Origin of the sequence: Candidatus Thalassolituus haligoni, from assembly GCF_041222825.1 — a bacterium.
GTDB lineage: Bacteria > Pseudomonadota > Gammaproteobacteria > Pseudomonadales > Oceanobacteraceae > Oceanobacter > Oceanobacter antarcticus.
The window spans coordinates 1,322,580-1,344,447 of record NZ_CP139482.1; the positions used below are offsets into that span (position 1 = coordinate 1,322,580).

Below are 21,868 nucleotides of genomic sequence, written 5' to 3' on the forward strand. Positions count from 1 at the left end.
TTACATGGGCAGAGTGGTGGGGAAGTCAGCTTCCCCACCACTCTGCCAACGGAGCCGGTTCCGGCTCAGGAAATAACCATCCCCAGTCCCAGCACCGCGATATAGCCAATGGTATAGGCCAGTAACAAGGCCACGACAAAGCGTAGATAGGTGCCGAAGGTTAATGCCTCAATTTTGCTCATGGCAACAATCCCTGCTGCCGAACCAATAATCAGCAATGAACCACCGACGCCGACGGCGTAAGTCAACGACAGCCATTCTGCCAGGCTCATGGTGACGTCGGCTTTCAGCAAGGCTGCGGTTAATGGCACGTTATCAATCAGCGATGACAGCAAGCCCATCAGGTAATTGGCCGACCAGGCGGGCAGGTGTTCGTACAGACTGACGAATGAATCCAGCGCGTGAATTTCTTTCAGTGCGCCGACCAGTAACAAAATACCAAGGAAGAACAACAGGGTATCGAACTCGATCTGACGAACATAGTTGAGGATCGGGTCGTTTTCGGTGTCTTCACCGTAGGCGCGGGCGACCAGAAACATCACCGCCAGACCGGTCAGAAAGCTCAGTACCGGTGGGATATCGAACAGCACATTACCTGCAATAGTGGCAATGATGGTACAGATAAAGATCGCGGCAATGGCAAAATCGACCGCTTGCAGATCATGGGTTTTACGCCGAATGATGGCCGTTTCTTTGAGTGGAATCGACAGTATGGCTGCCAGCAAGAGTACTGCCATCAATGATGGAAGCGACAGTAACAGCAGGTTGGTGATGGTGACCTTGCCCTCAAGGAAAATCATCAGAGTGGTGACGTCGCCAGTGATCATGGCGACACCACCTGAGTTCACGGCAAAGACCACCAGAGTGGCAAAACGCAGGGTTTTACGTATTGGCAAATCCAGCGACAGAATCAGGGCAATGGAAATCAGTGTCGCAGTGATGTTGTCGGCCAGGGAAGAAAATACAAAAGAGAACAGACCCGTCAGAAACAGCAGCTTGCGTTCGGATATCTGGTTGGGCAGTACCTTGTAAATCAGGCTTTCAATCAAGCCTTTTTTGTTCAGATAAACCACAAACGTCATGGCGGCGAGCAGGAATAGCCAGAGGCTGGCGATTTCACCGATATTTTCCCCCAGTCCATAAATCACGCTGTCGTGTTCACCTGGGTCGGCAGAGCTGAATATAAACAGTAATACCCAGGACAGGGCGCCAAGGAACAGCACCGATTGTGCTTTGTTAACATGGATGATTTCTTCGAGAACGACGGATAGCAGGCCGAGAACGGCCAGACCTATTAGCAGGTAATGCAGTATGTCTGTCATGCAGGCTCCAGGAATTGATGAAAAACTCATTCACCAGACATCACGGTAGCCCAGGGTAGCCGTATTGAGAGGGAAGAAGTGTTCATCACCAGTAAGTAGTAGGGGCGGCAATTCTAGAGCAGAAATTGTTGGTGTAAAAGTGGTTAATTAACGAACTCAGCAATACTTTGGTGTCGTTAATGGTACGAAAAACCTTGAAATAGTCAGAAATAAAACCTGTTTTTATCGTAACAAAGACAGCCGTTGCGACTTGGCTCCATATGGGGTCTGGTTGGCAATATGATGGTGCGCTGTTGTTCGGGCAGTCGCGGAGACAACGTCCAGGTCGTCTCCAGTCTTGAGGGGACATCTATTTAATCCTGCACGGCTCTGCGCGAGTGTTGCCGTTGTTCAGGGCAAGGCGACGAATGCAGCGAAATGACGAGTCCTTTTCAAATTCGTCAACACCGCACTGGACGGCGGCAACCCGCGCCCTTCGGGGGCTGCCGGATGATCTCGACTCGGTGTCGCCGACTTTTGACTTGACCCGTCAGGCCTGCAAGTCGGCTTCGTGATTCGAAACCATCCGGTGGCCCAGAGTGAGCACCGGATTAAATAGATGTCCCCTTGAGCGGACAGGTCAGCCGACGGTTGTTATCGTCGTTGTTGCAGCAGCTTGTACTGTTGCGTTGGTCAGTGCGGTTGCATCAGCCGGTGATGCGTTCCAGTCACACAGCAATTCAGCCAGCACATGGGCTTGTACGCGCAAGGCTTCCAGTTCCTCGGGAGTGTCTCGTGAGCCGGAAAACAGAGGAATTGTGCGCAGCCTGGACACCAAAGGATGGGATGGATTGGCGAAGCGGTTTTTCTCGATGTTCCAGCGGATATTGGCTGTCAGCATACGGAAAAAGCTGAGTTTGGTGGCTAGGGTAAACATCGAAAAATCACTGATGTCGCGGAAGTGCTCGTAATCGACACCGGCGAGGATGGCATTACGGGTCTTGACTCGCAGCGAGGCAGAACGGCGGTCATCCAGTACCATCGCCATCACGCCCAGTAATTCCCCGGCGCTGATAATATTGATCGGTGTGCTGTTATCGTCTGCCAGCACCTCCAGTTCTCCTCGCAAGAGAAAATAGAGAATGTTGGCGGGTTCGTCCTTGTGCAAGATGGTTTCGCCCTGTTCGGCAAAACCAAATTGTGTCAGGGACATCAATAGTTCGAACTGGGTCTGATCGGTGTGGATCAGCTCCTTGTAGAAGGTTACGCCAGCCAGAAGACGATGAAGTGTATCTGGAGGGCAATCCTCACGAGTTATGCGTCGCATAGATTTTCCTGCAGTTGGCAGTGTCAGAATGGCACGACTATAGCACGGCATATCGTTCTGGTTTGGGTCGAGATCAATGTGATTTTGACTTTTTTGCCGTTTCGGGTGAAAAAATTTATAAATGGTTAACTGATTAAAAATCGCTTTTTTAACAAAGAGTTAGAGAACCTGTTTGATATGATTCAGGGTATTGTCAAGCCATCGGCAGGGCAATATCGGCGACACCTTTGCAACAATCAGTGGGCAAACTGGTCTTTGATTGTTGGCTGCCAGGAATTGCTCATGAAACTGTTCCAGTGTTCTAAGTGTCAGCACGTTCTGTATTTTGAAAACACGCTGTGTGAGCGCTGTCAGAGTCCGTTGGGATACCTCCCCGAATTGGAGCAACTGGTGCCGCTGATACGTGCTGACCAGGAATCCAGCTGGGAAGCCTCGGTGATACCAAGTGCGCGTTGGCGTTACTGTGATAACCATCAACAAAATGTCTGTAACTGGCTGGTAGCCGCAGACAGCACCGATACCTTATGTTCAGCCTGTCGTCTGAATCGTCATATTCCCAATCTTGCCCGGAGTGGCCATCAGCATGCCTGGCGAATGCTGGAAATTGCCAAACATCGGCTGGTGTACAGTTTATTTCGCTTTCGTTTGCCGCTGGCAAGCAAGCAGGATCAACCAGACAGCGGCCTAGCGTTTGACTTTATTGATGAAGATGGAGCACTGCCAGAAGGCGTGGCTGCAACCACAGGGCATGCTGATGGCCTGGTCACGATCAATCTCAACGAAGCGGATAATGTGGAACGAGAGCAGATACGGGAAGATATGGACGAGTCCTATCGAACCCTGATCGGTCATTTTCGCCATGAGATCGGACATTATTACTGGGAATTGCTGGTGCAGCCGGATGACTCGGTACTGTGCCGCTTTCGGGAGTGTTTTGGTGATGAACGCGCCGACTATGGCGAAACGATGGCGCGTTATTACCAGCAAGGTGCTCCCTCCTCATGGCGTCAGCAATTTGTCAGCGCCTATGCTACGTCACACCCTTGGGAAGATTGGGCAGAAACCTGGGCTCACTACCTGCATCTGATTGACATGCTGGAAACCGCCTTCGCCTTTGGTTTATCGCTAGCGCCACTTTCTGGCGGTTCTCAGTTATGCACTCAGGCGGTATTTGATCCTTATCAACAGCAAGACTTTAGCGTTATTCTCGACGTCTGTTTGCCCGTCACCTATGCCGTCAACAGCCTTAATCGCAGTATGGGGCAGCCGGATTTGTACCCATTTGTACTGACGGATGCCGTCGTGGCCAAACTGACATTTATTCATCAACTGTTATGGCAGTGGCGGCAAACGACGCCGATTGCGACGGTGACTCAAATCTGACCTTGTTTCTGCGGATAATTGCCGCCGAGAATCAACCCGCCAGGAGGTAACGCTAAATGTTTTGGGAAGTCATTGATTTCTGGTTTGAAGATATTGAACCCAGGCAATGGTTTGCTAAAGATACTGCATTTGATGAGCAGATCCGGCAGCAATTTGGTGACCTGCATCGACGCGCCTGTGCCGGAGAGTTATGGCAATGGCGTAATGAACCCCATGGATGCCTGGCGGAAGTGATTGTACTGGATCAGTTTTCCCGCAACCTGTTTCGCGATCACCCGCGAGCATTTGCCCAGGATGGCATGGCGCTGGTACTGGCTCAGGAAGCCGTTCGGCAGCATGCCGATCAGGAACTGAACAGCATGCAGCGAAATTTCCTCTATATGCCGTTTATGCACAGTGAATCCCGCTTGGTACATACCGAAGCGGTGCGATTGTTCGAGCAAAATGGCATCGAAAATACCCTGACCTTTGAGCATCGCCACCGGGATATTATTGAGCAGTTTGGTCGTTATCCGCACCGTAATGCCATCCTGGGGCGTGAATCGACCGTTGCCGAACTCGCTTTTTTGCAGCAGCCGGGTTCGGCCTTCTGAGTGACTGCGGCGGCCGTTTTTCTGACCCGTAGCCCTTGACCCGTAGCCCCTGAAAGCTGCCTTTATATCGGGGTTATACGGGTTGCCTGAATGGCGGTCAGGGCAATGGTATAGATAATATCCTCGACGCTGGCACCTCGTGACAGATCATTCACGGGTTTGGCCAAGCCTTGCAGCATGGGGCCAATACTGATGACTCGGGCACTGCGCTGAACCGCTTTGTAGGTGGTGTTGCCGGTATTCAGATCCGGGAAAATCAGCACCGTGGCCTTGCCAGCGACCGGGCTGTTGGGTGCCTTGCTGTGGGCGACCGCTGGTGTGGTGGCGGCATCGTATTGTAATGGGCCATCGATCAGAATATCGCTGCGCTGCTGTTTAACCAGAGCCGTTGCCTGACGCACTTTTTCGACATCGTTACCCGTGCCCGAGGCACCTGTACTGTAGCTGATCATGGCGACTCTGGGCTCGATGCCCATGGCCGCAGCAGAGTCGGCACTCTGGATAGCAATATCTGCCAGCTCTTCGGCACTGGGATCCGGGTTGACGGCACAATCGCCATACACCAGCACCTGGTCGGGTAAGCCCATAAAAAATACCGATGACACCAGTTTGGCCCCCGGTGCGGTGCGAATCAGCTGCAACGCCGGACGAATGGTATTGGCAGTCGTGTGAACCGCACCAGATACCAGCCCATCGACATCGCTGCATTGCAGCATCATGGTGGCGAGCACGACGTTATCTTCCAGTTCCACGCTGGCACAGTCCCGCGTCAGTTGTTTGTGTTTGCGTAACTCGACCATGGCATCGACGTACTGAGAGCGCAGGCTTGCTGGCCGCAGTATCTGCAAACCCTCTGGCAGTTCCAGACCCCTGGCTTTTATTAACAGGCGGATTTCATCCGGGTCACCCAGCAGAATACAACGGGCAATGCCGCGTTTCTGACATTCAATCGCGGCTTCGATCGTGCGCGGTTCATTACCTTCTGGCAACACAATACATTGATTGGCAGCGATGGCTTTTTGCACCAGTGAGTATCGAAAGGCCGCAGGGCTGAGCCGGGTAGCATGGGGTGCTCCCAGCGCATCGACCAGAGCCTGGGTGTCTATCTGGCTGGCGACACTGGCCATGATGCGCAACACCCGCTCAACATCATCGACAGGTACTTGATGGCTGAGTTGTTGCAGGCGGATGGCCACGCTGGTCAGGTCTTCCGCTGTGGTCATCACCGGCAATCCCCCGGCCCAGGCGCTGCGACAGGCTTGCTGTATCTGTTCACAGGGCTGACCACCATCGGTCAGCAGCAGTCCGGCCAATGGTGTTCCTCCCAGACTGACCATCGAAGCCGCCAGTATCAGATCTTCCCGGTCGGAGGGTGTGACCAAGAGCGTACCTGGCTTTAACTGGGCGAGGGTGTGGCGCAGAGTGCGGGCGCCCATCAGAATGTTGGCAACCCGGCGTTGTGTTAATTCCCCTTCATTGAGCAGGCTGGCACCGATCGTTTTGCACACATCGCTGCTACGGGGCTGCGTCAGTTCCGGGTTCCAGGGCATCCGCCCCATGCACGGTGGTAAATCATCCGCCATCTCGGTTTGGTGGCTATCGTCGGCCTTGTTAATAATGTGGCCGATCACATTAACATCGGCGGCGCGGAACAGCCCGGCTTGTAATTGCAGTTCATGCTTTACCTGGATGCCGCTGTGGTGGTGACCACTGAGTACCAGCAGTACATCGGCTCCCAGTGCCTTGGCCATTTCGACATTAAGGCGCGCGGTGTAAGGCTCGGTTCGGTCGGGAACGATGCCTTCAATAATGACCACATCCGGTTGTTGACGGCTGGTCTCTTCATGCAGTGCGACCACATCTTCCAGCACCCGATCCAGCTGGCCAGTATTAATACGCTGCTGTACCGCATCCAGTGCCATGGGTATCGGTGTCTGAATACCCATGACGGAGCGTACCAGAGTGGTGGAACGCTCCGGTTCATTGGTTAACGCCGCCACCGGTTTCAGAAACGCGGTTTTGACACCCAAAGTATCCAGCGCATGTAACAGGCCCAGACTGATGGTGGTGAGACCGGCATCGACTCCGGTCGGAGCAATAAGCAGATGAATCATTGGCTGATCAGCGTCCGTGTATCGTTGGCAATCATGGTTTCTTCGGAGGTCGGGATGACCATCACCAGAGGAGTATCTGGCTGACTGATGCGTCCCTGTTGATCACCGTGCTGCTGGTTGAGCTGATCGTCCAGCAGGAACGGCATGCTCTGCCATTGGGCCAGAATACGCTGGCGAATATCACTGGCATGTTCGCCGATACCGCCGGTAAAGATCACTGCGTCAAGGTGAGGCAAAGAGCAGGACAGCGCTGCCAGCTCGCGCGCAATACGAAAGGTGAAGACATTGATGGCGCGTTTGGCACCTGCATGTCCTTCGGCTTCCGACTCGAGTAATACCCGCATATCGTTGCCGATACCGGATAACCCCTTCAGACCGCTGTGTTTGTTAAGCGCCGTCATAATGTCGTCCATGCTGAGGTCGGAATGATGCAACATATGCTGGGCCAGTCCTGGATCGATATTGCCGCAGCGGGTGCCCATCACCACGCCTTCCAGCGGAGTCAGACCCATGCTGGTATCGACAGATTGCCCTGCTCTGACAGCGCAAACGCTACAGCCATTGCCCAAATGACTGATCAGTAAATTGAGGGAGGCCGCCGGTTTGGACAGCCTCTGGCTGGCCTGCTCCAGAATGTAACGGTAGCTGGTGCCATGAAAACCATAACGTCGCACACCGGCCTTTTCGTACCAATCATACGGTGTGCCATAGAGCCAGGTTTGCTCTGGAATACTCTGGTGAAAAGCCGTATCAAAAACCGCGACCTGAGGCGCAGCAGGGAACAGTTCTTTGCACAAATGAATACCGGTCAGATTCATCGGATTGTGCAGCGGTGCCAGGGGTGACAAGGTTTCCAGCTCGGCAATATTGTCGGCATCCAGCAAAATACTGTCATGGAAGCGTTCGCCACCATGCACCACCCGATGACCGACACCGGCAAGGTCGTGGAGTTTGTCCTGAGTGGCATGGATAAAGGCCCGCATGCCTTCCTTGTGGCCTGATCCTGGTGCCAGATCGATGCGTATTTCGGGGTCGCCGTGCAGGATCAGATGAGGTTCATCTTCTCCCAGGCGTTCGGCGACGCCCGTGAACGTGGTTTTGGGACAGTGATCTTCGGGAAACAGGGCAAACTTGATGGATGAGCTGCCACAGTTGATGACCAGAATGGGCTGTTTCATTCGCTATCCTTGATGGTGTTTGGCCCCGTTATAATGATCGTTAACCAAGGCGACGACGTTGATCGATCACATCCTGAACCGCATTTGTTGCACTCTTTGTTCTCTTTGTATTCTGGGTTTGTCACCTTCTTCCGCAAAAGGGGGCATCGCCTGCCTGGACTGGATTGTGGCAAGACTCTCGGGCCAGCATGGCGGCCTTACGATTGACTCCCCAGCGATAACCACCGATGGCACCACTGGCCTGAATCACCCGATGACAGGGGATCAGCCAGGCCACCGGATTGGCACCGACGGCTCCCCCGACCGCACGGCTGGCGTTAGGGCTGCCCAAAGCGGCAGCCAGGGCCCCATACGTTGTGTGCGATCCACTGCCAATCTCCAGTAACGCCCGCCAGACACTGACCTGAAAATTGGTACCACGCAGCAACAGCGGGATGCGTTGCATCTGTAGCGATGAATCCCGCTTCTGCAGTGGCTGAAACAAGCGATCGAGAAGACGGCTGGCAGCGGTATTGTCTGCCACTAATTGCGCGTTTGGCCAGTTGCCCTGCAAACGATCAAAAGTGTCGTTATCTTTATCGCTGCCGTTAGCGGAGGCTTTGGGTGCTGCCTGCGTCTGCTCGAGAAACGTCAGCTGGCAAATGCCCCGGTCGGTCCAGGCGACAAAAGCCTCACCAAACAGAGTAAAGCCCTGGCCATAACGGATAAGCAAGTCTGCTCCCATACGCTTGAAATCACCCGGCGTAACAGCCTCGATAGCGACAAAGTGATCGTAAAGACGGGACGGGCTGCTCAACCCCAGCGCCAGGCTGGTATCCAGCAGACTGTGATTGTCGAGCAGCAGCGGTTTAGCCTGTGCGGTGGTGAGTGTTTGTAAAAAACGTTTTGGCGACACCCCCGCCCAGCGCTGGAACAGCTTCAGACAATAGCTCGGGCTGAGCTGTAAATACGCCGCCAACGGCTCCAGCTCCGGCTGTTCGGTCAGATGATGTTGCAGATAATCGATAGCGGCGGCAATACGCAGAAAATCACGGCACTGCTGCTCGCCAGTGTATGGCTCACAACACGGGATAGAACTCTGCGGTAATACAGAAAACGTATGCAGGTCGCTCATGGCAAATAAGTCGGGTAGGGGAATCAACCCAAAGCATACCCGGCTACCCAGGTGGCAGCGACCCGATTCTGGCACTCGACGCTGTGCTGTTAATCCGAGGTGAATATACGCAGAACAGGCTCGCTCTCCTATCGCTAACGGCCGGGGCGGAAGCATACAGACCGGTTTTGTTGACCAGAACACTTTCTCCATGCGCAGGGTTTTGACTTCCCGACGAAGCCGTTTCTGCTCTTCCAATTCAGTTTCCGCAGGCTTCGATTCACTGGCTGTGGCTGGTCTTCCTCACCAATGACCTGGAGCGCAGTGCTCTGGCGATTGCGGATTTGTACAAGCAGCGCTGGCAGATTGAGTTGTTTTTCAAGTGGATCAAGCAGAATCTGAAGATCAAACCGTTCTATGGTACGTCTGAAAACGCCGTCAAATTGCAGGTTTTAGTGGCGATGATCAGCTATGTGTTGTTGCGTCTGATCCAGCAAGGCGCGGCCCCTGAAAGGCGTTTAGGGGAGGTGTCACTCCGGCTGAGATCGGTACTTATGCAGCGCATGCCGCTGCTGGCGGTGTTCAGAAAACCACCGGATTTGTCGGATGATACGGAGCAGTTGGGGCTGGAGTTGCTGTTGTGCGACCCGGTATTTTTCAACATAACCGTCAATCTGTGATGACTCGGCCAATTGGGGGTAGAACACACAGGCTGTTTTATTTCCATTGCACATCACTGGTGAGCATATAGCCCATTCCGTAGATGGTTTTGATCAGGCGCGGGGATTTGGGGTCGTCTTCAATTTTTTTACGAATACGTGACATGCGTACATCGATGCTGCGGTCGAAGGCTTCGTCGTGGTGTTTGAGTAGCTGGTCGCGGCTGAGGATCTGGCGCGGGTATTTCAGCAGGCGAATCAGCAGATCCATTTCTCCGGCGCTGAGGACAAATTCTTCACCGCTGTCCTTGCGCAGTGTCAGGGTGGCGCACTCTAGCTGCCAGTCGGCAAAACAGGCCACTGAGGGAACGTCTTTGTCGGGGCCGAAGGTGGTGGTTTGCAGGCGGGCATTTTTTTCCAGTCGGCGCACAATGCTGTTGGTACGGGCGACCAGTTCGCGGGGGTCGAAGGGTTTGCTGATGTAATCGTCGGCACCCAGCTCCAGGCCCAGCACCCGGTCGGGCAGGCTGTCTCGGCCAGAGAGAATCATCACGCCGACTTCTTCGCGGGTGGTGAGTTGGCGCACCAGTTCGAGGCCGTCGATATCTGGCAAGCCGAGGTCAACAATACAGACCTGCGGTTGTTGCTGACGCAGTGCGCTGGTGAGTTGGGCACCGGTGCGGAAACAACGTACCTTGTGGCCGTAGCGGTTCAGCTCGCGGCTGACCAGTTCGGTGATGTCGGCGTCATCCTCGACGAGGTAAATCAGCGCCTGTTGGCTCACGTTAAACTCCTGTGTTGATGGTGCAGGCGGACGCGGGCACTGGCGCGCTCCAGCGCCTGTTCCAGTTGCTGGCGATCAAACGGTTTGCGTAATAGCACCAGCATCGGGTCTTGCTGGTCAGCAGGGTCATTGCCACTGCCCGGTATGGCGGTCGGATCATCGGTGTAACCACTCACTAGCAAGATAACCGCTGCGGGTGCCCGGCGGCGTAATGTTGCTGCCAGTTTGCGGCCGTTCATGCTACCGGGAATCATGATGTCGCTGACCATACCGGTGAGTGCGGTTGGATTGTGTTCCAGCAGGCCGTCGAGCAAGGTCTGGGCTTCGTCGCCATCGGCGGCTTCAACCACATGCTGGCCGAGGTCGGTCAACTGCTTGCGGATCACGGCCCGTACGTCGGGGTTGTCTTCTACCAGTAAATACAGTCCACCAGGAGCCAGCTCTGGCCCGCGACCACTGTCGTCGTCGCTCAGGTCAGGATTGGCCGGGGCGCTGCTGGCGGGCAGTAACAGCCGTATGATGGCACCGCCCTGAGGCGGGTTGCCAAGCTGAATATACCCGAATGACTGCTTGACGAAACCATAGACCATCGATAACCCCAGTCCGGAATTGTTGCTGCCCTGTTTGGTGCTGAAAAAGGGTTCGAACGCCTGTTCGAGTGCGGACTGGCTAAAGCCGCTGCCGGTATCAGCTACACCAATTTCAATATATCGCCCTGGTGGTACGGTTTCGTCAAAGCGCTGTTCGATTGGCCGGGTGATATCGCACAGTTTCCAGCTGTAGGTCAATGTTCCGCCGTCTTGCATGGCATCGCGGGCATTGAGGCCGAGGTTGACCAGAGCGTTTTCAAGATGGCCGGGATCGACGTTGGCCCAGGCCAGTTCCGGATGCTGCTGTGGCCGGTAGTGCAGCCGATAGGGGCCGCTGAAAGCACTGTGCAGCAGTTCCAGTACTTCTGCCATTACCGCATTGACCGAGACAATTTCCGGTTGAAGTGGCTGGCGGCGGGAAAAGGCGAGCAGCCTATGGGTAATGTCGGCTCCCCGCCGGGCTGCGCGTTCAGCCGGGCTTAGCAGTTTGTCCAGTTCCGGGTCGTTGGCGCTGTAATGCTCGCGGGCGACAATCAGGTTGCCAACAATAATCGACAGCAGGTTGTTGAAGTCGTGGGCGAGGCCGCCCGCCAGTTGTCCGACGGCACTCATGCGCTGGGCGCGGGCATTGGTGGCGAGCAGTTCTTCGGTGCGCTGCTTGACCTGGGCGTCCAGGGTTTCGATATTGTTGCGCAGGCGTTGCACCATGGCGTCGATGCTGGAGGCCAGGATGCCGATTTCATCATCGCGCTGAATGCCGGTACGGGCGGACAGGTCACCTCCTTGCACCTTGAGTGCGGTGCTGGCGAGCTGTTCCAGTGGCCGGGTAATGCGGTTGACCAGAAAGCTGGAAATCAGCAAGGTCGCCAGCATGGTCAGTCCGGCCAGTACCATGATGCGGGAACTGAGCAGTTCGGAGCTGCTTTGCAGCTCGTCGAGGTAAACCGACGAGCAAATATACCAGTCGAAACCTTTGATGTAGCGTACCAGCGAGAGCTTGTCGTAGGCGTAGTTGCCAGGATCGTCGGGTTTGTCCCAGCGGTAGTTCAGCTCCTTGCCGGTATCAGCGACTTTCATCAGTTCCTGATTGATCGGTTGTTGCGTGATCGGGTTCTTGAGGGTGGTAAAGGTGACGCCATCAAGGTTGTCGTTGGGGTGAATCAGCATATGGCCGTTGGAGTCGAACACGTACATGTAGCCGGTTTTGGCGACCTTGATTTCTTGCAAGGCGTGTCTCAGGTCGGTCAGCGCTTGTTCACGGCGCAGGCGTACTTCGGCCTCGAGGTCGTCGAGGTATACCCCGGAACCAATTACAAAACCCCATTCGGGGTAATCTCGTACAAACGATACTTTGTCGAGGCTTTCGGCCCCGGCAATGCGCGACCATTTGTAGTGGTAGTAGCCTTCGCCGTCGTGCATGGCTTGTCTCACCACGGATTCCAAAATCGGCTGGGTATCGTCACCCGGTTTTATCCGGGCATCCTGGTGAAAGCGCGGATCCGGGTGCGACAGTACCTGGATGTTGTGATCCACCACCCAGATGTAGTCCTGGTTACCAAAGGTGAAATTACGCAGATAGGCAAATGCCGTTTGCCGTGCCTGTTGTAGTGGAATGCCGTTTTTTGCGGCTTCCTGAAAGTGTGAACGTAAAAAAGTTTCGGCCAAATTCACCACCAGTTTTAATTGACCCTTGTGGTTATCCAATGCCTGTTGCCGGTATTCCTCAACCCCGGCGTACATACGGTTGGCAATTTCAAATACGTTATTCAGTGCCAGGCGTGAGGAATTACGCTCTATTTCAAATACCTTCTGTTTGATCATCGGCACGGTATAAAAATACACAAAGACAAAGACCACCACCAGAATGCCGCGAATAATCAGCGATAGCTGGCGCGACAAACGCGATTTATGCGCATTGAGTAGAGCGGACGATGAGGTAGCAGAAGAGAGCGGGCGCATGGGGTAATACCGAAATAAACGGCCCCTATTGATCCAGATACAGGGCCGACTCGTCAATCACCAATCCGGGCTTATCGGTTACTGCAGGCAAGCATGCCATCCATCCTGAAGCCATCCCGACAGCCATCCCGACAGCCATCCCGACAGCCATCCCGACAGTTGTCGCACGGTGGTGATGAAACATTTGGATACATTTGCGCAAAACTCGCGACACGATGTAGGGATACCTTGGCACCTGAACACCGGCTATAGGGCAAATCTATAAACGACGGCGCTCGAAATGACTGCGTTAAGAATCGCGTGCTGCATATTTAGAGACATTCTGTAGCAACTTATTCTGGTGTTATAAAAATAATATTTGCCAATTAGACCTTCGTTGAATATGCGTTAAAAGCGGATGCCATAACCCGACCGATAACGATATTTCAACCTCATCGGATACGAGAAATGAACAATAACTATATTCTCGAAACACACCACCTGACCAAAGAATTCAAGGGTTTCACGGCGGTTGATGACGTGAGCCTGAATATCCGCCGTGGCCATATACATGCGCTGATTGGACCGAACGGCGCAGGTAAAACCACGGTGTTTAACCTGCTCACCAAGTACCTCATTCCGACCTCCGGGAAAATTCTGTTTAACGGCCGCGATATTACCGCCGTTGAGTCGTCTGCTATTGCTCGTCAGGGACTGGTGCGGTCGTTCCAGATTTCGGCCGTCTTTCCCAATCTGACGGTGCTGGAAAATGTCCGGGTTGCCTTGCAGCAACGTGAGGGCAACAGCTTTCATTTCTGGAAACCGGAGTCGGTGCTGGATCGTTTGAATGAACGCGCCGAACAACTGCTGGAAGCCGTTGGCTTGCAGGATTTTGCCCGTGTGGTCACGGTGGATTTGTCCTATGGCCGCAAGCGCGCACTGGAGATCGCGACAACGCTGGCACTTGATCCGGAAATGTTGCTGCTGGACGAGCCGACTCAGGGTATGGGCCAGGAAGACGTCGAACGCACGGCGGATCTGATTCGTACTGTGGCGGTTAATCGCACCATTCTGATGGTGGAACATAACCTGAAAGTGGTCTCGCAGCTGGCGGATCGTATTACCGTCTTGCAGCGTGGTGCGGTACTGACGGAAGGCGACTATGCCACGGTGTCTGCCGACCCGCGCGTGCGTGAGGCTTATCTTGGTGTCGCAGCCGACAAGGAGGCTGTTGCATGAATTCGGCGACTCCCCACCTCCTGAACAGCCAGACCCAGACTCATCGAGTGGGCGACGAAAAAATTCGTGTCAGTGACCTGCATGCTTTTTACGGCGAATCGCACATTCTGCATGGCGTCGACTTGTACGTAAACCAGGGCGAACTGGTCACGTTGCTGGGCCGTAACGGTGCCGGTCGTTCTACGACCCTGAGATCGATCATGAATATGGTTGGTCGCCGTACCGGCAGTGTGGTGATCAATGGCCAGGAAACCATCAAGATGCCTGCTCACCAGATCGCTTGGCTGGGGCTGGGTTTTTGCCCGGAAGAACGCGGTATTTTTTCCAGCCTGAACGTAGAAGAAAATTTGATGTTGCCACCGGACGTGCGTTCGGATGGCGTGTCTCTGGAAGAAATCTATTCCATGTTTCCTAACCTGGCGGAGCGCCGCTACAGCCAGGGAACCCGGCTCTCGGGCGGCGAACAACAAATGCTGGCGCTGGCCAGAATCATGCGCAGCGGTGCCAATATCCTGCTGCTGGATGAAATCACCGAAGGTCTGGCTCCGGTCATTGTGCAACGTCTGGCCGAGGTCTTGAACCAGCTGAAACAGCGCGGCCTGACCATTCTGCTGGTTGAGCAGAACTTCCACTTTGCCGCTCCGATTGCCGACCGTCATTACGTGATGGAGCACGGCCACATTGTCGAAGAAATCCATCAGCACGAATTGCACCAGAAGCAAGACCAACTTAATGCCCTGCTGGGCGTTTAACGCGTACAACCATCAATAACAATAAAAGAGGTTCGAATGAAATTTAACACCAACATCCCGAAAGCTGGCCTCAAAACGGCATTAAGCTGCTCTGTGGCTGCGCTGATGTCTGTTGCCGCTTTCTCTGTCCAGGCCGGTGGCTTGTCTGATAACAAGGTCAAACTGGGCGTACTGGCGGATATGAGCGGTCCATACGGTGACGTGTGCGGCAAGCACTGTGTCGATGCGGTCAATATGGCGGTAGAGGACTTTGGCGGCAGCATGTTGGGCAAGCCGATTGAGGTGGTCTCGGCTGACGACCAGAACAAGCCGGATCTGGGTTCTGCCAAGGCACGGGAATGGATCGAAAGCGAAGGTGTAGACGCCATTAATGGTCTGGTGGCCTCGTCGGTAGTGGGCGCTGTGGCCCAGGTTGCCAACGTTAACGAAAAGCCGATTCTGATTTCCGGTGCCGGTTCCAATACCTTTACCACCAAAACCTGCTCACCGTTTAACGCCCATTGGACTTACGACGTTGTGGCATTGGCCAGGGGTACGGTGAAACCGCTGATGGATAGTGGCAAGAAAAAGTGGTTTTTTATTACCGCTGATTATGCCTTTGGACATGCGTTAGAAAAAGTCGCTACCGGCATTATTGAGACTAATGGCGGCACTGTGGTTGGTTCTGCCAGTGCGCCACTGGGCACCACTGATTATTCCTCGTTTGTTTTGCAGGCAATGTCTTCCGGTGCGGACGTGGTGGCGTTAGCCAATGCCGGTAAGGACTTTGTCAACTCGCTGAAAGGCGCGGCTGAATTTGGTCTCAGCCAACAGGCCACCATGGTGGGCTTGCTGGTGTTCTCTTCGGATACCAAATCGATTGATGCCAGCATCATTGGTGATATGCGTCTGACCACCGGTTTCTACTGGGATCGCGATGACGAAAGCCGTGCCTGGGCCAAGCGTTTTATGGATCGTACCGGTGCCATTCCAACCATGGCACATGCCGGCGCTTATTCCTCGACACTGCATTATCTCAACGCCGTTAAAGCCACTGGTACCGATGAGGGCAAGGCAGTGATGGCACAAATGAAAGCGGTGCATCCCGATGATATTTTTGCCCGTAACGCGGTATTACGTGCCGATGGCCGCATGGTGCACGACATGTATCAGGTGCGGGTAAAAAAGGGCAACGAGCGTAAAAACCCCAATGATCTGTATGAAATCGAGAAAGTGATTCCCGGTGACGAGGCGTTTGGCGCGATGAAAGCGGAATGTAATTTCAAGGGATCAACTATTTAATCCTGCACAGCTCTGCGCGAGTGTTGCTGGATACCCGGCGGTATAGGTCGGGTATCCAGGCTGACTAACACCCGATACAAGAACAAGAACGCGGCGGCCCAGGGGCCGCCGCATTAGAGGAAGACCTTATGGTTACCTTTATGGGAATCAATTTGTTTGCCCTGCTGGGGCAGCTGCTGGTTGGCCTGATCAATGGCTCGTTTTACGCGTTGCTGGCGCTCGGGCTGGCGATTATTTTTGGCCTGCTGCGTATTATCAATTTTGCTCAAGGTGCCTTGTACATGCTGGGGGCATTTCTGGCCTGGCTGGCACTGCAGCACCTGGGCGTCAATTACTGGCTGGCACTGATACTGGTACCGCTGACCGTCGGTGTTATCGGCATGCTTATGGAGCGGTTTCTGGTGCGTCCTATTGCCGGGCAAGATCATCTCTACAGCCTGCTGCTGACTTTTGGTATTGCACTGATCCTGCAGGGGGTCTTCAGTCATCTGTTTGGCTCATCCGGGCAGTCTTACCCGGTGCCGGAAGCACTCAAGGGCGGCTATAACCTGGGCTTTATGTACCTGCCGGTGTATCGCGCCTGGATTATTCTGGTGTCTTTGCTGGTGTGTGCCGCCAGCTGGTGGGTAATTGAAAAAACCCGTCTGGGGGCCTATCTGCGTGCGGGTACTGAAAACCCGGCACTGTTGCAGGCATTCGGCGTTAACGTTCCGATGATGATTACCCTGACCTTCGGTTTTGGCGTCGGTCTTGCCGGTCTTGCAGGCGTACTGGCCGCTCCGGTGTATTCCGTCAGCCCGGATATGGGCGCGAATATTCTGATTGTGGTGTTCGCCATTGTGGTGATCGGTGGCATGGGGTCGATTGGTGGTGCCATTCTGACCGGGCTGATGATGGGCATTATCGAAGGACTGACCAAATACTTTTACCCCGAGGCGTCTACCACGGTGATCTTTATGGTCATGGTGCTGGTACTGCTGGTGAAACCTTCCGGCCTGTTCGGAAAAGAGGCCTGATATGACGACGCAAACCCGAATTGTTGCTCTGACTCAACCGCGTACTGCGGGCTTGACCCTGATTCTGACAGTGGCACTGATCATCGTCGGCCTGGCGGCTCCGATGGTTGTGTACCCGGTCTTTTTGATGAAATTTCTCTGCTTCGCACTGTTTGCTTGTGCCTTCAACCTGATGCTGGGGTTTGTTGGTATGTTGTCGTTCGGCCATGCCGCTTTTCTGGCGACTGGCGGTTACGTCACTGGTTATGCCATGACCCATTTCGGCCTGACGCCAGAGCTGGGTGTGCTGTTTGGCACATTGGCCTCGGCGGCCCTGGGCTTTGTTTTTGGCAAGCTGTCGGTGAAGCGTGAAGGTATCTATTTTGCCATGGTGACGCTGGCACTGGCGCAGCTGGTATTTTTCTTCTATTTGCAAGCCGACTTTACCGGTGGTGAAAACGGTATGCAGGGTATTCCGCGTGGCAAGTTGTTTGGTCTGATCGACCTCAACGACAATCTCAACATGTATTACTTTGTGCTGGCGGTCTTCCTGATCGGCTTTTTTGTGGTGTTCCGCACCGTACATTCACCCTTTGGTCAGGTATTGAAAGCCATTCGTGAAAACGAACAACGGGCGGTATCGCTGGGCTATAACGTCGGTAGCTACAAGTTGCTGGCCTTTGTGATTTCTGCTGCCCTGGCAGGTATGGCCGGTGCCACCAAGGCGCTGGTGTTCGAACTGGAAAGCCTGACCGATGCACACTGGCACATGTCTGGCGAAGTGGTACTGATGACCTTGCTGGGCGGTATGGGAACCCTGTTTGGCCCGGTGGTGGGTGCGGCGATTGTCATCGCCATTAGTACCGTATTTTCCGGCGGGGAACTGGGCAATTATATCCATATCATCATGGGAGCCATCTTTGTGATGTGCGTGCTGTCGTTTCGCCGTGGCGTGGTTGGGGAATTCCAACGCATGATGGCCAGAAACTTCAGCGCCAGTCGGCTTGGTAAATAAAGCCTCTTACGGGTGGTGCATCCGGTCGGACAGGAAACGATCCGGTGCACCAGAACGGGAACCAACATAAAAGCAGCAGGCAAATACGATGAACGACAATATCTACGATCAACATCTCGACGCGGCAGAGGCCAACTACCAGGCACTCAGCCCGCTGTCGTATCTGCAACGGGCGGCGTTTGTATATCCACACAGAGCCGCTGTGATCCATGGTGACGTACGCCGCAACTGGGCTGAAACCTATCGCCGTTGCAAGCAGTTGGCCAGCGCCCTCCGCAAGCGGGGGATTGGCAAGGGTGATACTGTTTCCTTGATGGCACCTAACCTGCCAGAGCACTTCGAAGCTCATTTTGGTGTGCCGATGTGTGGCGCGGTGCTGAATTCCATCAATACCCGCCTGGATGCCCCGGTCGTGGCGTTTATTCTGCAACACGCTGAGACCAAACTGCTGATTGTTGATCGTGAAATGTCGGCAGTGGTGAAAAAAGCCCTGCACATGCTGGCCAAACCGCCTGTGGTGGTCGATATCGACGATCCGGCGTTTGACGGCGGTGAACTGCTTGGTGCACTCAACTACGAGCAACTGCTGGCTGAAGGCGACGAAGACGATGCCTGGAGCGGCCCTGCCAATGAATGGGACGCCATTACCCTCAACTACACCTCCGGCACCACGGGTGACCCCAAAGGGGTGGTGTATCACCACCGGGGTGCTTACCTGAACGCCGCTTCCAACGCCCTGTCCTGGGGTATGACCGCCGACGCAACTTATCTCTGGACACTGCCGATGTTCCATTGCAATGGCTGGTGTTTCCCCTGGACCATGGCTGCCATCGGCGGTGCCAGCGTGTGCCTGCGCCATGTGCGCGGGGAAGACATTGTGCAGCTGATTGTGGCCGAGAAGGTCGATCACCTGTGTGGTGCTCCTATTGTCCTGAGTCTGATTGCGGGCGTTGATGAATCCCTGCGGGCCGGACTGGATCACAGCGTCAAGGTCATGACTGCCGGTGCACCACCTCCACCGTCGGTGCTGGAAAAAATGGAAGCCATCAACTTCGACGTGACGCACGTGTATGGCCTCACCGAAACCTACGGCCCCTGTGTGGTGTGCTGCTGGAAAGACGAATGGCAAGATCTGAGTGTCGGTGAGCGTGCCCGTCTGAAAGCTCGTCAGGGCGTTCAGGTGCCGATGCAAGAAGGCATGATGGTGGCTGATCCGGAATCCTTGCAGCCGGTTGAACAGGATGGCGAAACCATTGGCGAGATCTTCTTGCGCGGCAATATCGTGATGAAGGGCTACCTGAAAAACCCGAGTACTACCGATGCTTCATTTGCGGGTGGCTGGTTTCATACCGGTGACCTGGCGGTATGGCATAAAGATGGCTACATCGAAATCAAGGATCGCTCCAAAGACATCATTATCTCCGGTGGCGAAAACATCTCCTCCATTGAAGTGGAAGAAACGCTGTTCCGCCACCCGGATATCGAAGACGCTGCGGTCGTCGCCAAACCGGATGACAAGTGGGGCGAAATCCCCTGCGCCTTTATCAAGCTGGTGGAGGGTGTGCAGGTGGATGAGCAGGAAATCATCGCCTATTGCCGCCAGAATATGGCTCACTTCAAGGCACCTAAACAGGTGATCTTTGCCACTTTGCCACGTACTTCAACTGGCAAGGTGCAAAAGTTCAAATTGCGCCAGTGGGCCAAAGACGGCGCTGTCGACCCGGAAGACGTTTCGGGATAGCAGCCGTTTCATAGAATGTCACATGGAAGTGACAGGCAGCCCGGTTGCGCCGGACGGGCTACCACTCCCGGAGCATATCGACTTTGCGGTCACGATAACCCACTCCGGGAAGCAAACGGTAAAGAGACCCCTTCTTGCCAAACTGCTACCGGCGATTTTCCCTCACGACCAGCGCCACTCCTTGCTGGTCGTGAGGGTTTTTTAAAATATCAATACGGCCATGCGATTCACTGAATCGGTCGGTGAAGATTGGCAGGAGGACTGGAAGAGGGCGTTTGCGTCCCCGCTGTGTCAGCTAGTTGTCCGATGGCTGTCCTTGATCACCTGCCAATACGTTGCCCCAGCAGCCTCAGGTTGGCATCGATCAGTTGCGCCTGGGTGATCGGCATGTCACTGCAGTGTGCACGTTCATCAATCAGCAGCGAGGCCAGCCCGTGAATGCTGGTCCAGCAGTGTATGGCCAGTAACGTCGGATCTTCGTCAATCAGCTCGCCAGAGTTGACCCCGGCCCTGATGACCTCCAGCAGTACGTTGAATGACTCGTCACCGGCACAACGCAGGCGGTCACAATTGTCGGAAACGGGCAAATACTGGCCCAGCATCAGGCGGTATTTTTCCGGGTTGCCAAGCGCATAATCAATGTAGGCATGCCCGGAGAGATAAAGACGGTCGCCGCTGCTGGTTGCGTTAACCATCGCCGTGCGGGTGACGTCGGCCAGTTCATCAAAGGCTTGTGCGGCCAGTTCCATCAGCAGATCGTTTTTGTCGACAAAATGTCGATAGGGCGCGGTTTGTGATACTCCGATGGCACGGGCAATGGCGCGCAGACTCAGTTGATCCGGGCCTTTGCGGCGTAATTCATGTACCGCAGCATCCAGCAAGGCCTGACGCAGGTTGCCGTGATGATAGTGGCTGGCGGGGGGCGCAGTGGTACTCATGCATTACTCGCGGTTTTGACTGCATTTTATAACGGTTTTTTGTGTCAGGATGGTTCCGTCGTTCCCTGAGCGACATTGTGCGATCAGGGCATTTGACAAGGTAAATAGCGGATTACTATCAGCTGTATGGGAAAAAGTAATCAGGCGATACTTTCATTACGACGGTGGTTTGACCGTGCTCGGACGAGGCGTATGATCCCAGCATGTTTCGATGGAGCGGTCAAATCATGGCCGCTATTTTCAATATAAATGGAGTGACTGATATGAGCGTATTGGTAGGCAAGCAAGCCCCTGATTTTACTGTTCCTGCGGTATTGGGCGACGGTACCATCGTTGATGAATACAACTTTTCAGAAGCTACCAAGGGCAAATACGCTCTGGTGTTCTTTTACCCGCTGGATTTCACATTTGTATGCCCGTCTGAGTTGATTGCGCTGGACAAGCGTATGGCAACCTTCAGTGAGCTGGGTGTTGAAGTGATTTCTGTATCCATTGATTCTCACTTCACTCATAACGCCTGGCGTAACACTGCCATCGACAACGGTGGTATTGGCGCGGTCAAGTACACCATGGCGGCTGACGTTAGCCACGCTATCTGTAAAGCGTATGACGTTGAAACGGCTGGTGGCGTTGCCCTGCGTGGCGCATTCCTGATCGACAAGGAAGGCCTGGTACGTGCGGCCAATATCAATGACCTGCCACTGGGTCGTAACATTGATGAGCTGGTACGTCTGGTTGAAGCCCTGCAGTTCCACGCAGAGCACGGTGAAGTGTGCCCAGCGGGTTGGAGCAAGGGTGACAAGGGCATGACGGCGTCTCCTGAAGGTGTTGCCAAGTACCTGTCTGAGTCTGCTGACAGCCTGTAATTTCTGTTGACAGTCTGCTGGCTCAAAATGCCGGTCAGTGTTTGCTGACCGGCATTTTTGTTTTCAGCCTGACACCTGCGG

The 21,868-nt window shown here is 54.3% G+C and carries 18 protein-coding genes and 1 pseudogene; 11 read left to right on the forward strand and 8 right to left on the reverse strand.

Annotated features, from left to right (window positions below):
- Nucleotides 1-65: 65 nt before the first annotated feature.
- A complete protein-coding gene (gene nhaD, locus SOJ49_RS06005) occupies nt 66-1,322 on the reverse strand; it encodes a sodium:proton antiporter NhaD (RefSeq protein WP_369857328.1) in 1,257 nt (418 codons plus the stop codon).
- A 407-nt stretch (nt 1,323-1,729) separates the two neighbouring features.
- Here nhaD and SOJ49_RS06010 point away from each other — a divergent pair, with 407 nt between their 5' ends.
- Nucleotides 1,730-1,876, forward strand: coding sequence for a hypothetical protein (locus tag SOJ49_RS06010; RefSeq protein ID WP_369854690.1), 147 nt, complete (start codon nt 1,730-1,732; stop codon nt 1,874-1,876).
- A 65-nt stretch (nt 1,877-1,941) separates the two neighbouring features.
- Here the strand turns inward: SOJ49_RS06010 and SOJ49_RS06015 are convergent, their stop codons facing one another.
- Entirely contained in the window at nt 1,942-2,628 is a 687-nt protein-coding gene (locus SOJ49_RS06015; protein ID WP_369857329.1) for a cyclic nucleotide-binding domain-containing protein, read from the reverse strand.
- Between the two features lie 282 nt (nt 2,629-2,910).
- Here SOJ49_RS06015 and SOJ49_RS06020 point away from each other — a divergent pair, with 282 nt between their 5' ends.
- Nucleotides 2,911-4,011, forward strand: a complete 1,101-nt coding sequence (locus tag SOJ49_RS06020; protein WP_369857330.1) for a putative zinc-binding metallopeptidase — start codon at nt 2,911-2,913, stop codon at nt 4,009-4,011.
- A 56-nt stretch (nt 4,012-4,067) separates the two neighbouring features.
- Nucleotides 4,068-4,604, forward strand: a complete 537-nt coding sequence (locus tag SOJ49_RS06025; protein WP_369857331.1) for a DUF924 family protein — start codon at nt 4,068-4,070, stop codon at nt 4,602-4,604.
- Nucleotides 4,605-4,666: 62 nt separating this feature from the next.
- Here SOJ49_RS06025 and pta read toward each other — a convergent pair whose 3' ends face one another.
- From pta to SOJ49_RS06040, 3 genes are all read right to left on the reverse strand, one after another.
- A complete protein-coding gene (gene pta, locus SOJ49_RS06030) occupies nt 4,667-6,718 on the reverse strand; it encodes a phosphate acetyltransferase (RefSeq protein ID WP_369857332.1) in 2,052 nt (683 codons plus the stop codon).
- Nucleotides 6,715-7,896, reverse strand: a complete 1,182-nt coding sequence (locus tag SOJ49_RS06035) for an acetate/propionate family kinase (RefSeq protein WP_369857333.1) — start codon at nt 7,894-7,896, stop codon at nt 6,715-6,717. Before SOJ49_RS06035 ends, pta begins: the two co-directional genes overlap by 4 nt.
- A 121-nt stretch (nt 7,897-8,017) precedes the next feature.
- A complete protein-coding gene (locus tag SOJ49_RS06040) occupies nt 8,018-9,010 on the reverse strand; it encodes a methylated-DNA--[protein]-cysteine S-methyltransferase (protein ID WP_369857334.1) in 993 nt (330 codons plus the stop codon).
- Between the two features lie 272 nt (nt 9,011-9,282).
- Between SOJ49_RS06040 and SOJ49_RS06045 the strand changes: the two are divergent.
- Nucleotides 9,283-9,442 (forward strand): annotated as a pseudogene (locus SOJ49_RS06045) (transposase); the annotation flags it as partial.
- A 264-nt stretch (nt 9,443-9,706) separates the two neighbouring features.
- Here the strand turns inward: SOJ49_RS06045 and SOJ49_RS06050 are convergent.
- A complete protein-coding gene (locus SOJ49_RS06050) occupies nt 9,707-10,432 on the reverse strand; it encodes a response regulator transcription factor (RefSeq protein ID WP_369857335.1) in 726 nt (241 codons plus the stop codon).
- Nucleotides 10,429-12,981: a cache domain-containing protein gene (locus SOJ49_RS06055; RefSeq protein ID WP_369857336.1), complete on the reverse strand. Its 2,553-nt coding sequence runs from the start codon at nt 12,979-12,981 to the stop codon at nt 10,429-10,431. The genes SOJ49_RS06050 and SOJ49_RS06055 overlap by 4 nt, the downstream gene beginning before the upstream one ends.
- 447 nt (nt 12,982-13,428) lie before the next feature.
- On the opposite strand from SOJ49_RS06055, the gene SOJ49_RS06060 reads away from it, so the two are divergent.
- From SOJ49_RS06060 to SOJ49_RS06085, 6 genes are all read left to right on the forward strand, one after another.
- Nucleotides 13,429-14,199: an ABC transporter ATP-binding protein gene (locus SOJ49_RS06060; protein ID WP_369857337.1), complete on the forward strand. Its 771-nt coding sequence runs from the start codon at nt 13,429-13,431 to the stop codon at nt 14,197-14,199.
- Nucleotides 14,196-14,951 carry an ABC transporter ATP-binding protein gene (locus SOJ49_RS06065; protein ID WP_369857338.1) on the forward strand — a complete coding sequence of 252 codons (756 nt, stop codon included), beginning with the start codon at nt 14,196-14,198 and terminating at the stop codon, nt 14,949-14,951. The genes SOJ49_RS06060 and SOJ49_RS06065 overlap by 4 nt, the downstream gene beginning before the upstream one ends.
- Nucleotides 14,952-14,987: 36 nt before the next feature.
- Complete coding sequence (locus tag SOJ49_RS06070) at nt 14,988-16,232, forward strand: ABC transporter substrate-binding protein (RefSeq protein WP_369857339.1); 1,245 nt, start codon at nt 14,988-14,990, stop codon at nt 16,230-16,232.
- A gap of 128 nt (nt 16,233-16,360) precedes the next feature.
- On the forward strand, nt 16,361-17,248 hold the full coding sequence (locus SOJ49_RS06075) for a branched-chain amino acid ABC transporter permease (protein WP_369857340.1): 888 nt from the start codon (nt 16,361-16,363) through the stop codon (nt 17,246-17,248).
- Nucleotides 17,249-17,351: 103 nt separating this feature from the next.
- On the forward strand, nt 17,352-18,242 hold the full coding sequence (locus SOJ49_RS06080) for a branched-chain amino acid ABC transporter permease (RefSeq protein WP_369858040.1): 891 nt from the start codon (nt 17,352-17,354) through the stop codon (nt 18,240-18,242).
- A gap of 88 nt (nt 18,243-18,330) precedes the next feature.
- Complete coding sequence (locus SOJ49_RS06085; RefSeq protein WP_369857341.1) at nt 18,331-19,983, forward strand: acyl-CoA synthetase; 1,653 nt, start codon at nt 18,331-18,333, stop codon at nt 19,981-19,983.
- A 320-nt stretch (nt 19,984-20,303) separates the two neighbouring features.
- Here SOJ49_RS06085 and SOJ49_RS06090 read toward each other — a convergent pair whose 3' ends face one another.
- The gene (locus SOJ49_RS06090) at nt 20,304-20,921 is read right to left on the reverse strand and encodes a TetR/AcrR family transcriptional regulator (RefSeq protein WP_369857342.1); all 618 of its coding nucleotides are present in this window, start codon (nt 20,919-20,921) and stop codon (nt 20,304-20,306) included.
- Nucleotides 20,922-21,184: 263 nt separating this feature from the next.
- On the opposite strand from SOJ49_RS06090, the gene SOJ49_RS06095 reads away from it, so the two are divergent.
- The gene (locus tag SOJ49_RS06095; protein WP_369857343.1) at nt 21,185-21,787 is read left to right on the forward strand and encodes a peroxiredoxin; all 603 of its coding nucleotides are present in this window, start codon (nt 21,185-21,187) and stop codon (nt 21,785-21,787) included.
- Nucleotides 21,788-21,868: the final 81 nt, after the last annotated feature.

Excerpts from the sequence above, each read along its gene's own strand:
- nhaD (WP_369857328.1), bottom strand. The coding sequence starts at position 1,322 with ATGACAGACATACTGCATTACCTGCTAATAGGTCTGGCCGTTCTCGGC.
- SOJ49_RS06010 (WP_369854690.1), top strand. The coding sequence starts at position 1,730 with ATGCAGCGAAATGACGAGTCCTTTTCAAATTCGTCAACACCGCACTGG.
- SOJ49_RS06015 (WP_369857329.1), bottom strand. The coding sequence starts at position 2,628 with ATGCGACGCATAACTCGTGAGGATTGCCCTCCAGATACACTTCATCGT.
- SOJ49_RS06020 (WP_369857330.1), top strand. The coding sequence starts at position 2,911 with ATGAAACTGTTCCAGTGTTCTAAGTGTCAGCACGTTCTGTATTTTGAA.
- SOJ49_RS06025 (WP_369857331.1), top strand. The coding sequence starts at position 4,068 with ATGTTTTGGGAAGTCATTGATTTCTGGTTTGAAGATATTGAACCCAGG.
- pta (WP_369857332.1), bottom strand. The coding sequence starts at position 6,718 with ATGATTCATCTGCTTATTGCTCCGACCGGAGTCGATGCCGGTCTCACC.
- SOJ49_RS06035 (WP_369857333.1), bottom strand. The coding sequence starts at position 7,896 with ATGAAACAGCCCATTCTGGTCATCAACTGTGGCAGCTCATCCATCAAG.
- SOJ49_RS06040 (WP_369857334.1), bottom strand. The coding sequence starts at position 9,010 with ATGAGCGACCTGCATACGTTTTCTGTATTACCGCAGAGTTCTATCCCG.
- SOJ49_RS06055 (WP_369857336.1), bottom strand. The coding sequence starts at position 12,981 with ATGCGCCCGCTCTCTTCTGCTACCTCATCGTCCGCTCTACTCAATGCG.
- SOJ49_RS06060 (WP_369857337.1), top strand. The coding sequence starts at position 13,429 with ATGAACAATAACTATATTCTCGAAACACACCACCTGACCAAAGAATTC.
- SOJ49_RS06065 (WP_369857338.1), top strand. The coding sequence starts at position 14,196 with ATGAATTCGGCGACTCCCCACCTCCTGAACAGCCAGACCCAGACTCAT.
- SOJ49_RS06070 (WP_369857339.1), top strand. The coding sequence starts at position 14,988 with ATGAAATTTAACACCAACATCCCGAAAGCTGGCCTCAAAACGGCATTA.
- SOJ49_RS06075 (WP_369857340.1), top strand. The coding sequence starts at position 16,361 with ATGGTTACCTTTATGGGAATCAATTTGTTTGCCCTGCTGGGGCAGCTG.
- SOJ49_RS06080 (WP_369858040.1), top strand. The coding sequence starts at position 17,352 with ATGGTTGTGTACCCGGTCTTTTTGATGAAATTTCTCTGCTTCGCACTG.
- SOJ49_RS06085 (WP_369857341.1), top strand. The coding sequence starts at position 18,331 with ATGAACGACAATATCTACGATCAACATCTCGACGCGGCAGAGGCCAAC.
- SOJ49_RS06090 (WP_369857342.1), bottom strand. The coding sequence starts at position 20,921 with ATGAGTACCACTGCGCCCCCCGCCAGCCACTATCATCACGGCAACCTG.
- SOJ49_RS06095 (WP_369857343.1), top strand. The coding sequence starts at position 21,185 with ATGAGCGTATTGGTAGGCAAGCAAGCCCCTGATTTTACTGTTCCTGCG.